This is a genomic window from Janthinobacterium aquaticum (assembly GCF_009208565.1).
Lineage (GTDB): Bacteria > Pseudomonadota > Gammaproteobacteria > Burkholderiales > Burkholderiaceae_D > Janthinobacterium.
In genome coordinates this window covers 108051-118956 of record NZ_WFLK01000016.1, presented here as the reverse complement: position 1 = coordinate 118956, position 10906 = coordinate 108051, and the positions used below count along the sequence as shown (strand labels likewise).

General features: G+C 61.2%; 11 protein-coding genes. 5 read left to right on the top strand and 6 right to left on the bottom strand.

Annotated features, from left to right (window positions below; translation table 11 throughout):
• Positions 1 to 54: 54 nt before the first annotated feature.
• Positions 55 to 228, bottom strand: coding sequence for a hypothetical protein (locus GCM43_RS25890; RefSeq protein ID WP_193315705.1), 174 nt, complete (start codon positions 226 to 228; stop codon positions 55 to 57).
• Positions 229 to 347: 119 nt separating this feature from the next.
• Positions 348 to 1010, bottom strand: coding sequence for a DNA oxidative demethylase AlkB (gene alkB, locus GCM43_RS22340; protein ID WP_152248093.1), 663 nt, complete (start codon positions 1008 to 1010; stop codon positions 348 to 350).
• A 102-nt stretch (positions 1011 to 1112) separates the two neighbouring features.
• On the opposite strand from alkB, the gene GCM43_RS22335 reads away from it, so the two are divergent.
• Positions 1113 to 1586, top strand: coding sequence for a heme-degrading domain-containing protein (locus tag GCM43_RS22335; protein ID WP_152248092.1), 474 nt, complete (start codon positions 1113 to 1115; stop codon positions 1584 to 1586).
• A 9-nt stretch (positions 1587 to 1595) separates the two neighbouring features.
• On the opposite strand, the gene GCM43_RS22330 is transcribed toward GCM43_RS22335, so the two are convergent.
• Positions 1596 to 2354: an SDR family NAD(P)-dependent oxidoreductase gene (locus GCM43_RS22330; protein ID WP_152248091.1), complete on the bottom strand. Its 759-nt coding sequence runs from the start codon at positions 2352 to 2354 to the stop codon at positions 1596 to 1598.
• Between the two features lie 126 nt (positions 2355 to 2480).
• On the opposite strand from GCM43_RS22330, the gene GCM43_RS22325 reads away from it, so the two are divergent.
• Positions 2481 to 2918, top strand: a complete 438-nt coding sequence (locus GCM43_RS22325; RefSeq protein WP_152248090.1) for an acyl-CoA thioesterase — start codon at positions 2481 to 2483, stop codon at positions 2916 to 2918.
• A 24-nt stretch (positions 2919 to 2942) separates the two neighbouring features.
• The gene (locus GCM43_RS22320) at positions 2943 to 4346 is read left to right on the top strand and encodes a hypothetical protein (protein WP_152248089.1); all 1404 of its coding nucleotides are present in this window, start codon (positions 2943 to 2945) and stop codon (positions 4344 to 4346) included.
• Between the two features lie 233 nt (positions 4347 to 4579).
• Here GCM43_RS22320 and GCM43_RS22315 read toward each other — a convergent pair whose 3' ends face one another.
• The 3 genes from GCM43_RS22315 to ppc form a co-directional block, all read right to left on the bottom strand.
• Positions 4580 to 4978, bottom strand: coding sequence for a GFA family protein (locus GCM43_RS22315; RefSeq protein ID WP_152248088.1), 399 nt, complete (start codon positions 4976 to 4978; stop codon positions 4580 to 4582).
• Positions 4979 to 5075: 97 nt separating this feature from the next.
• On the bottom strand, positions 5076 to 6536 hold the full coding sequence (gene pyk / locus GCM43_RS22310) for a pyruvate kinase (RefSeq protein WP_152248087.1): 1461 nt from the start codon (positions 6534 to 6536) through the stop codon (positions 5076 to 5078).
• 69 nt (positions 6537 to 6605) lie between these two features.
• Entirely contained in the window at positions 6606 to 9359 is a 2754-nt protein-coding gene (ppc, locus tag GCM43_RS22305; protein WP_226929615.1) for a phosphoenolpyruvate carboxylase, read from the bottom strand.
• A gap of 375 nt (positions 9360 to 9734) precedes the next feature.
• Between ppc and GCM43_RS22300 the strand changes: the two genes are divergently transcribed.
• Positions 9735 to 10193, top strand: a complete 459-nt coding sequence (locus GCM43_RS22300; protein ID WP_152248153.1) for an RrF2 family transcriptional regulator — start codon at positions 9735 to 9737, stop codon at positions 10191 to 10193.
• 129 nt (positions 10194 to 10322) lie between these two features.
• The gene (locus GCM43_RS22295) at positions 10323 to 10871 is read left to right on the top strand and encodes a GNAT family N-acetyltransferase (RefSeq protein WP_152248086.1); all 549 of its coding nucleotides are present in this window, start codon (positions 10323 to 10325) and stop codon (positions 10869 to 10871) included.
• Positions 10872 to 10906 lie beyond the last annotated feature (35 nt).

Sequence of the window (10906 nt, the reverse complement as noted above, 5' to 3'; positions counted from 1 at the left end):
ATCCGTTTCAGCAAGTATATAGGGCAGCGCGCCAGCGAGCAGGTAATTTACGCGCTAGTGCCGGCGCTCGCGCGGACCGTCCGGCAAACCGTGCCCTTTCAGGCGCGTTTCTTCAAGCTCGTCCATGCCCAGTTTTTCTTCGTCGACCAACATATGGTCGACCCGCTCGCGTTCGAGTTCGTCAGCCAGCGTGCCGTCGATAACGGCCTGTTCAAATTTTTGCGTCATGCTGTCTCCGTTGATGTCTTGTGGCCTGGGGTCCAAGGCTCTGGAACCAGCTTAGATCATCGCCGGGCGCTTTGCCAGTGCGATTTCAATCGAATCGGGGTGCGGCTGCAAGCAGGCGTCTAGCCGGCCTTGCGCAACGTCAGGTTGATGCGCTGCGCGCCCAGCAGCGCATGCTCACCGGCGGCCAGCGGGGCCACGCCGTGAAAGCGCAGGCGGTCGGGGCCGCCCCATACCACCACGTCGCCATGCAGCAGCGCAATGCGCGCAGGCTTGTCGCTGCGCTGCGCGCCACCGAACAGGAAGGTCGCCGGCAGGCCCAGCGAGACAGACACGATCGGCGCGCCGAGGTCGCATTCATCTTTGTCCTGGTGCAACGCCATGCGCGCTCCCGGACGATAGCTGTTGATCAGGCAGGCATCGGGCACGAAACCGGCATAGCCGGCCGCCAGTGCGGCAGCGCCAGCCAGTTCCAGCAACAGCGCCGGCATGGCCGGCCACGGCAGGCTGCTGACAGGATCCTGGCGCACATAGCGGTAGCCGCGCGCGTCGGTGATCCAGCCCAGCTGGCCGCAATTGCTCATCGCCACCGACATGCGCAGGCCGCCCGGCGTGGCCATATGACGCAACGGCGCCGCCTGCACGATGGCATCGAGCGCCGGCAGCAGTTGGGCAACATAAGGCAGTGCAAAGCCGCGCAGCAGTGCCGAGCCGCCGGCACCGGGCGCCAGCGGCGCTGGCGGGGACACAGGCTGGTCTTCGTCGGCAAACAGGGATAAATTCATGCCGCCATTCTAGCGCTGCCACGAGAAAAGCGCGCAAAAGCGCCCGTGGCTTGCCGCAGGTAAGCTACAGTAACGTTTTTCAGCCACTTTGAACTTGCCCCCATGGACCATTTCGCCGATCTGCTGCAGACCCTGGAACAACAGGAAGAGACTTTGCAATTCGACCATTTCGACAACGACCGCGCGCTGGCCGTGGGCCTGTGGATCGTCGAAGACGTGCGCCGGCGCGGCAAAGCCGTCACCGTCAATATCACGCGCAACGGCCAGGTGCTGTTCCACCACGCCATGGCCGGCGCCACGCCAGACCAGGCCGACTGGATACGGCGCAAGAACAATACCGTGCAGCGCTTTGCCCGCAGTTCCTACTATATGGGGATTTACTACAAGAATCGCGGCAGCACGTTTGAAGAGGTCAAGTACCTCGACGACATGGAATATGCAGGCCACGGCGGCGCCTTCCCGCTGATTATCCGCGGCACCGGCCCGGTCGGCACCGTGACCGTATCAGGTCTGGCGCAGGCCGACGACCACGCGCTGGTGGTGGCGGCGCTGCAGGCGCAGCTGGACGCGCACTAAAATTGCATCTTAAATCCGCTGGCCGCCGTCGATGGGAATCTCTGCGCCGGTAATATACGAGGCGCGCTCGCTGCACAGGAACTCGACCAGGTCGGCCACTTCAGCCGTGGTGCCCAGGCGGCGCATGGGGATCTGCGTATCGACGATATGCCCGGTGCCAGGCGACAGGATGGCCGTGTCGATTTCACCGGGGGCAATGGCATTGACGCGCACATGCATTGGCGCCATGTCGTTGGCCATCTCGCGCGTCAGCGAGGCCAGCGCTGCTTTCGAGCTGGCGTAGGCCGAGCCGGCAAACGGATGCACGCGGTAGCCGGCAATCGAGCACAGATTGACCACCGAGCCGCGCGCATTGGACAGTTCCTGCGCAAAGCCGCGCGTGAGCGCCAGCGGCGCAAAGAAATTGGTGTTGTACATTTCCTGCCAGGTCTGCATGTCGGTGGTCAGCGAATTGACACGCGTGCCGCCCGGCCCCTTGGGCGAAACGCCGGCATTGTTGACCAGCGCATGGAGCTTGCCATCGGCCAGCATCGGGCGCAAGGTGTCGACCATCTGGCCGATCTGCGACAGGTCCGACAGATCCATGCAAAAGTGCGTATTGTGTTCCTGGCTGCGCGGACAGCCCAGCGGAATCGGGCTGCGCGAGACGGTAATCACGCGCCAGCCCAGCGCGCGGAAGCGTTCGGCCACCGCATGGCCGATGCCGCGGCTGGCGCCGGTGACGATGGCAGTCTTGCGGTCGAGGTTTTTTTCGGTTTGATCGGGCATGCGGCTCCTTGTCTGATAACAGATTTGTTCATTTCTGTAAGATACTGCGGTATCGTATCAAAAGCAGCCGGTGCGTGTTTCTGCCGGACGCGCCAGCGTACGCCGCCAGCCATTCAAGGAGACCATGTGAACTGGGATTATCCCCACCCCTGCACCCTGCCCGTCATGCCGCAAGCGTCTGATATCGACGGCTTGCAGCACACCAACAACGCCGTCTACGTGCGCTGGTGCGAGCAGGTCGCCTGGCATCACTCGGCGCTGCTGGGCCTGAAACTGGACGATTACCGCCGCCTCGACCGCGCCATGGCGATACGGCGCAGCGTCTACGACTACCTGCTGCCCACCTACGAACATGAGCCGCTGACGCTGGCCACCTGGCTGACCGCCAGCGACGCACGCTCCAGCATGGAGCGGCGCTTCCAGCTGGTGCGCGACAGCGACCGCGCCACCGTCGTGCGCGGCCACTGGGAACTGGTCTGCATCGAACTGAGCAGCGGCCGCGCGCGGCGTCTGCCACCCGAATTCCTGATCGCCTACGAACCGGCTGTGGTGAAGTCAAGGTAATTCAAATATGGCAATCAAGAACACATGAGCAAAATCCTCGACTGGCTCCTTGGAGAAGCACACAATAAACAACATCCTGCGCCCGTACGGGATTGGCGCCACGCAGAACTGGAAAGCTTGCGCCAGTCCAGCTCCGCTGGCGATCTCGCCAACTGGCTCCGTCACGACGACGGACGCTTGCGCGAAGCGGCCCTGGCGCGCACTGCCGAAGCCGGCATGGCCGAGCTGTATCCGGCAGTGATGGAACGGCTCAATGACTGGGCGCCACAGGTCAGGCAGGCGGCTCGCAGCGCCCTTGTCACCATGCTTGCATTGATGTCGGAAAGCCAGGTACTGGCGGCGCTGGGCTTGCTCGAGCGCCTGTTTCTGGCTACCCGCGAGGATCATACGCAGTGGATCGAACAGTTCGAAGCAGCAGCACTGGAAAAAATCGGACCGCAAGCAGTTCTCAAGGCAATAACGGGCCAGCAGATTCGCACTGCCCGCGCCTGCTTTCGCATTGCGCGCCAACACCGCCTTGCGCCACTAGACACGCTGGTAAAACAAACGTTGCAATACGCACACGATATCCGTATCGCAATCGCCGCGTTTGATTTGATCGCCGAGGCTGAACAATCCGTGCAAAGCAGCCTGTTCGAGGCGGCCCTTGCCAATAAATTCGGCGCCGTTCGCACCCGCGCCCTGCGCGCGTTGCTCGCCGCATCGGATCAATCACGGGCCCGCCCGGTCGCCATGGCTGCCTTGGCAGATCCGTACAGTGCCGCCAGAGGCGCAGCGATCTGGCATCTGCAACAGATGGGCGTTGAAACAGATCGTTACTATCTCGAGCAACTCGCAACGGGCGCATTGCCTGCCAAAAAAATACGCCTGTGCCTCAGTGCCTTGTGCGGGCATGGAAACCATGGACAACTGGCCGTCATCAAAAGTTACCTGAACAGCCCCTGGTCCAGCGTACAGGTCAGCGCCCTGCTGGCATGGGCGCGGCTGGACAAATCTGCCAGGGATGACATCGTGGTCGTGGCATTGCAAAGTGAGGCCACCGCCCCGCGCAAGATAGCGCTGCTGATGACAGAAAAATACGGCGCCTGCATCGACACGGCTACCGCCGTGACAATGTCGCTCGACAAGGCAGATAGCGGACTTGCGCTTGCTTTTGCCCAAAGAGATCCGTGGATTTGGTTGGCAACAATCATCAACCTATGGAGTCAAGCTGCGCCAGCGGCGCCACTTCGTTGCACCCTGATAGAAGAACTCGGCAAATGGACCGCCCGATCTCGGCATCTTTATCAAAAGCCTGCCAGCAACATGCAAGCGCTGCTGACATCGTCGGCAAGCGCCATGGCGTTGGAGGAAATGCTTGCAGGCAGTTCGTCAAGACGGCAAATAATCATGGATATGCTGGCTAGAATCTGTGGAAGCCAGCCTTAACCATCGTCATCTTGTCGATATCGAGCACACTGAAATCACTTTCTGGCAGATTGGGTAGCGCCTCAGGCAGCGTTTTCCTGGAAACGGCACAGGCCTCAGTTCCATGCACGCATTAACCTCGCCACAGGGACTGCGTATCGACAATTCGCTTGGCTAACCCGGCCAATTTTCGCTTGCGTCACCGTTCTCCCATGATATTGCCCAAGGAAGGCGAAGGCGCATGGTTGCGACAGCTACAGATAGGCGGTTTGCGCAGGCGCGGCGCTCCAGTTGTCGTTTCGTCCATCCAAGTAGGTAATTGGAATAGCGGCCAGTTCGTCCGCCGTCACATCATCAAGACAGGCAAGATTGACCGCATAAAAGTCACCCCAGCGCGGCGAGCGTCCTGTGCCGAATGGATGGACGCCGCACTGTTTGCAAAACAGGTGCTGGTCGGTCATGGTGTGAAACTGGTAGTTGCCCAGCCCGGTTTCGCCCGACAATAGCCGGAACGCGGCTGGCTTGATAATGGCCGGCCAGAACCGCAGCTTGCTGCAGATGGAGCAATTGCAGCGGATGCTGCCGCAGCGCAGGTCGATATCGGCCTCGAAGCGTACCTGGCCACAATGACAGCTTCCCCGGTAGGTTTTCATCCGCGCGCCTTTTGTTTCAGAGGCACTGACTCTAGCAGCCGATTGCAATTTAATCAATTACAATCGGGCGCACATCAGTATGGCGCGGGCACGTGTATCAGTGCTGGCCGATCTTGGTGATCTTCAGCGAATTGGTGCCGCCGACCTTGCCCATCGGCTCGCCCCAGGTCATGACCACGGTGTCGCCCTTGGCCACGATCTTGTTTTCCAGCAGAATATCTTCAGCCTGCTTCAGGACCTTGTCGCGGTCGGTGCCCGAGCTCAGCTCCACCGTGCTGACGTTGCGGTACAGCGCCAGCTTGCGGCGCGTGGCCACGCTGGGTGTCAACGCAACGATCGGAATATCGATATTGATACGGCTCATCCACAAGGCCGTCGAGCCGGACTCGGTCAGGGTGGCAATCGCTTTGACGCGCAGATGGTGCGCGGTAAACAGCGCGCCATAGGCAATCGACTGGTCGATGCGGGTAAAGGTGGCGTTGAGGAAGTCGGCGTCGAGCCGGCTGACATCCCATTTCTCGGCATCGAGACAGATGGCGGCCATCGCTTCCACGGTTTCGATCGGATAGCGGCCGGACGCGGTTTCAGCCGAGGTCATGACGGCGTCGGTACCGTCGAGCACGGCGTTGGCCACGTCGGACACTTCGGCGCGGGTTGGCACGGCGTTGACGATCATCGACTCCATCATCTGCGTGGCGGTAATGGCCAGCTTGTTCGAGGCGCGCGCCATCTTGATCATGCGTTTTTGCAGGGCCGGCACGGCCGCATTGCCCACTTCCACCGCCAGGTCGCCGCGCGCCACCATAATGCCGTCGGACGCGTCGAGGATTTCCTGCAGCGCAGGAATGGCTTCGGCGCGCTCGATCTTGGCAATCATCATCGGCTTGTGGTCCCATGCTTCGCCGGCAATATTGGCCAGCTGACGCGCCATCACCATATCGGTGGCGTTTTTCGGGAACGACACGGCCACGTAATCGGCCTGGAAACTCATCGCCGTTTTGACGTCTTCCATGTCCTTGGCCGTTAGCGCCGGCGCCGACAGGCCGCCGCCCTGGCGGTTGATGCCCTTGTTGTTGGACAACTCACCGCCGATTTTCACGGTGGTATAAATTTCGCTGCCGACCACTTTGTCGACCGTCAGCACGATCAGGCCATCGTTGAGCAGCAGCACATCGCCTGGACGCAGGTCGCGCGGCAGTTCCTTGTAGTCGAGGCCGCAGCGTTCCTGGTTGCCCAGTTCGCCATTCTCGCCCCATTTGGCGTCGAGAATGAAGCCGGCGCCGTTTTCCAGGAAAATCTTGCCTTCTTCAAATTTGCCGACACGAATTTTCGGTCCTTGCAGGTCGGCCATAATGGCCACTTCACGGCCGCACAGGGCCGCTGCCTCGCGCACCATGCGGGCGCGGTCGATATGGTCCTGCGCCTTGCCATGCGAAAAATTGAGGCGCACTACATCAACGCCTGCCTTGAACATGCGCACCAGCGTGTCGATGTCGTTCGAGGCCGGGCCGATGGTGGAAACGATCTTGGTGGCGCGTTGCTGTACTTGCAGTGTCATATCTGTTCTTTCTATAAAAGGTCTGGTGCGGCGCGCCTTGTGGGCACGCCGATGCGCTGGTGAGGTGTCTTAGCCGCTGTTGCGCAAGCCGGCCGCAATGCCGTTGATCGACAGATGAATGCCGGTGCGGGCAGCGTCATCCTGCTTGCCTTCGCGGAAGCGTTGCAGCAACTCTACCTGCACATGGTTGAGCGGGTCGATATACGGGAAACGGTTGCGTATCGAGCGCTGCATCAGCGGGTTGGCCTGCTGTAATTCTTCCTGGCCGGTAATCAGTTTCAAAGCATCGAGCGTGGCCGCGTATTCGGTGCGGATACGGCTGAAAATCGCTTCGCGCAAGGCTTCGTCCTTGACCAGCTCGGCGTACTTGCCGGCAATCGCGATATCGCTCTTGGCCAGCACCATGTCCATGTTCGACAGCAGCGACGAGAAGAACGGCCAGTCCTGATACATGCTGCGCAGCACCTGTTGGCCATCGGCAGGATGGGCGGCCAGGTAGGCTTGCACGGCCGAACCGAAGCCGAACCAGCCCGGCAGCATGAGGCGGCACTGCGCCCAGCTCAGCACCCAGGGAATGGCGCGCAGGTCTTCGATCGAGGTCGATTTCTTGCGCGAGGCAGGCCGGCTGCCGATATTCAGGGCGGCGATTTCGGCAATCACGGTCGATTCCCAGAAATACTGCTCGAAGCCTTCGGTGCCGTAGACCAGTTCGCGGTAGGCGTTCAGGGCCGTGCCCGACAGCTCTTCCATGGCGGCCAGGTGGCCGGCGCCGGCCGACACACCAGGCTGCAGCTGCGCCTGTGGCAGCAGCGTCGACTGGATGGTGGCAGCCACCAGCACTTCGAGGTTGCGACGGCCTACTTCCGGGTTGGCGTATTTGGCGGTAATGACTTCGCCCTGTTCGGTCAGGCGGATCTGCCCCTGCACCGCGCCAGCGGGCTGGGCCAGGATGGCTTCATAGCTGGGGCCGCCGCCGCGGCCGACCGAGCCGCCGCGGCCGTGGAACAGGCGCAGCTTGATCTGGTGTTCGCGAAATACCTCGACCAGTTCGATCTCGGCCTTGTACAGTTCCCAGCCCGATGTCAGGAAGCCGCCGTCCTTGTTGCTGTCGGAGTAACCGAGCATGACTTCCTGCTGGTCTGCGCGCGAGGCCAGCAGGCCGCGGTAGAACGGCAGGCCGAAGGCGCGCGCCATAATGGCCGGGCCGGCGCGCAGGTCGTCGATGGTTTCAAACAATGGGATGATATTGACGTCCACTTCCAGTTTGTCCTGGCGCAGCAGGCCCACTTCTTTGAGCAGCAGCGCCACTTCCAGCAGGTCCGACACGCTGGCCGCCTTGGAAATGATGCAGTTGGTCACCGACTCGCGGCCATAGCGGGCATGCGCCTCGCGCACGGCGCCGAAGATGGCCAGCTCGGAGGTGGTTTCTTCCGAATACGTAGCGTAAGGCGAGACCAGCAGGCGCGGCGAAGCCAGTTCGCCCAGCAGCAAGGCGATGCGCTGCTCTTCGTCCAGGTCCAGGTAGGCCAGGTCCGGCTGGGCACCGGCAAACAGTTCGGCCACCACGCGCTCGTGTACATCGGAATTCTGGCGCAGGTCGACCGGCGCCAGCGAAAAGCCGAACACCCGCACGGCGCGGCGCAACTGACGCAGGCGGCCACGCGCCAGCGCGCGCAGACCGGTCGATACCAGCGACTGGTGCACCACATCGAGGTCGGCCAGCAGGTCGCTTGAGGCCGCGTATGCTTGCACGCCTTCGACCGCCTTGCCTTTGCCGGTCAGGCTGAAACGCGCTGCTTCCAGGCGCGCGCGCACGCCATGCAACGCGCGGCGGTACGGCTCGTCGGCGCGGTGCGGCGAATGGTCGGCCGAGCGCTCGGCCAGTGCGGTCAAAGCTTCGCTGCAGCCATTGAGTTTTTGCGCCAGCGACAGCTGCGAGGCCAGCTTGCGCAATTCATCGAGATAGAAGCCGAGCGCCTTGTCGGCCTGGCGCTGCAGGGTCTGGCGCAGGATATCGGCCGTGACAAAAGGATTGCCATCGCGGTCGCCACCGATCCAGCTGCCCACTTTCATAAAATTGGGCAGCTCGGCGTCTTCCCAGCGCGCATCGCGCTGCGCCAGCATGCTTTCCAGCGAAGCGTACAGCTGCGGCAGTTCGCGCAAGATCGTATGGTCGTAGAACGACAGGCCGTTTTCCACCTCGTCCATGACCGACAACTTGCTCGAGCGCAGCAAACGCGTATGCCACAGCGTGACGATGCCACGGCCCAGCGCTTCTTCGTTCTGCGCTACCTCTTCCGGCGTCATCTGCACGCGGTCACGCTCATTGAGCAGGCGGGCGATGGCCAGCTGGCAATTCTGGATGCTTTTGCGCTGTACTTCAGTCGGGTGGGCGGTAAACACCGGGCTGATAAAGGCGTCTTCAAAGAAACTTTCCAGCGCATCGGCCTTGTCGGCATCGAATACATTGGCCACCGCATGCACCAGGCTGCCCTGGCGCGGCGGCGAGCCGGCAATCAGATGGGCGCGGGTACGGCGGATATGATGCTGGTCTTCGGCAATATTGGCCAGCAGCGAAAAGTAGCTGAAGGCGCGGATCAGCTGGGTGGTTTCTTCCTGCGACAGCGCCTGCAGGGCATCGGACAATTGCGCGCGCGCGGCCTGGTCGTTATCGCGACGAAAGCGCAACGCCAGCTGGCGCACATGTTCGATGCGTTCGAAAGCGGGGTCGCCCAGATGGCTGCGGATGGCGTCGCCCAACAGGCGGCCCAGTTGACGGATATCGCTGCTGAGCAGCTCGTCTTTTACTTCATTCATTTGCATGGTATTTATTCCTGGCGCAGCCCGCACGGGCACGCAGTTTGCATCGCACACGCTTTCCGCTACAGAAAACGCCCCATCAATTTGTAGTAAATTTACGAATCAGCCTGGCCATCTCCTATATTTTCCATTTTTCGGCAGAAGAAAACAGCCTTATTGCGGTGCAGCATACAGAAAACTACGTGCTTTCCACAATAATATGAAAATTTACTACGCATTCAGGTGAAAAGCAATCGACTTTTCCTACTTTTGGTGTGTTGCGCTGGTGAAAGGCGGCGGCAGGCGATACGGCGTAGTGCCGATGGCAGGCTGTGACCATGACGCATTTCCTGTATGCTGACGCCACTGTATCCCTACCTGCCCTTTCCCTGCCCAGCAATGCGATTGACCGCCTACACCGACTACACCCTGCGCACCCTGATGTACCTGGGCATGCACCGCGACCGCCTGGTCACCATCCAGGACATCGCCGACCTGCACTCGATCTCGAAAAATCATCTGATGAAGGTGGTGCACCAGTTGGGCTTGTCGGGCATCGTGGAAACCGTGCGTGGCCGCAATGGCGGCCTGCGCCTGGCGCGCGATCCGTCCGAAATCAATATCGGCAAAGTGGTGCGGGAAACGGAAAGCGATTTTTTTATGGCCGAGTGTTTCAATACCGAATTCAATACCTGTCCGCTGACCCCAGGCTGCCAGCTGCGCTCGGCGCTGGGCCAGGCTACCGGCGCTTTCCTGGCCGTGCTCGATCAAGTGACGCTGGCGTCGATACTGACCCCGGCGCCAGGCATGGCGCCGGCAATGCGGGAAGGCGTGATTACCCTGCAGCTGGCGCCTTGAGGGGAGCTGGCTGATAACGTATGATCACGGGCGGATAAACAGACGGATGCCTGCCGTCAGAATAGACCGTAAAACTTGACCCAACGGCAAAATGCCCGGGCAATCAACCATCGCTACGACTCGCCATCCATGACCACACCCCCACTGCCCGCCAACTTGCGCCTGATCGACTGCACCGAGGCCGAGCATGCGCCAGCCATTCTCGCCATTCTGAACGAAGCCATCGTCAACACCACCGCGCTGTACGACTATGCGCCGCGCCCGCCGCAGGCGATGAGCACCTGGTTCGCCACAAAAAAAGCCAACGGCTTTCCCGTGATCGGGCTGGTCGATGAAGCGAATCAATTGCTGGGCTTTGCCAGCTGGGGCACGTTTCGCGCCTTTCCGGCGTTTAAATATACGGTCGAGCACAGTCTCTACATTCATACGTCGCAGCGCGGGCGCGGCCTGGGCAAACTGCTGATGCGCGAACTGATACGGCGCGCGCGCGCAGCGCAGGTGCATGTGCTGATCGGCTGTATCGACGCCAGCAACCAGGCCAGCATCGGCCTGCACCAGCAACTGGGCTTTACCCATTCGGGCACCCTGCCCCAGGTCGGCTTCAAGTTCGGCCGCTGGCTCGACGCTGCCTTTTACCAGCTCACGTTAGATACGCCTGACCAGCCGCAGGACGGCTGATCCACCTGCTAAGCAGACGCACGATGGACAAAAAA

Excerpts from the sequence above, each read along its gene's own strand:
- GCM43_RS22335 (WP_152248092.1), top strand. The coding sequence starts at position 1,113 with ATGGACCATTTCGCCGATCTGCTGCAGACCCTGGAACAACAGGAAGAG.
- alkB (WP_152248093.1), bottom strand. The coding sequence starts at position 1,010 with ATGAATTTATCCCTGTTTGCCGACGAAGACCAGCCTGTGTCCCCGCCA.
- GCM43_RS22300 (WP_152248153.1), top strand. The coding sequence starts at position 9,735 with ATGCGATTGACCGCCTACACCGACTACACCCTGCGCACCCTGATGTAC.
- ppc (WP_226929615.1), bottom strand. The coding sequence starts at position 9,359 with ATGCAAATGAATGAAGTAAAAGACGAGCTGCTCAGCAGCGATATCCGT.
- GCM43_RS22315 (WP_152248088.1), bottom strand. The coding sequence starts at position 4,978 with ATGAAAACCTACCGGGGAAGCTGTCATTGTGGCCAGGTACGCTTCGAG.
- GCM43_RS25890 (WP_193315705.1), bottom strand. The coding sequence starts at position 228 with ATGACGCAAAAATTTGAACAGGCCGTTATCGACGGCACGCTGGCTGAC.
- GCM43_RS22295 (WP_152248086.1), top strand. The coding sequence starts at position 10,323 with ATGACCACACCCCCACTGCCCGCCAACTTGCGCCTGATCGACTGCACC.
- pyk (WP_152248087.1), bottom strand. The coding sequence starts at position 6,536 with ATGACACTGCAAGTACAGCAACGCGCCACCAAGATCGTTTCCACCATC.
- GCM43_RS22320 (WP_152248089.1), top strand. The coding sequence starts at position 2,943 with ATGAGCAAAATCCTCGACTGGCTCCTTGGAGAAGCACACAATAAACAA.
- GCM43_RS22330 (WP_152248091.1), bottom strand. The coding sequence starts at position 2,354 with ATGCCCGATCAAACCGAAAAAAACCTCGACCGCAAGACTGCCATCGTC.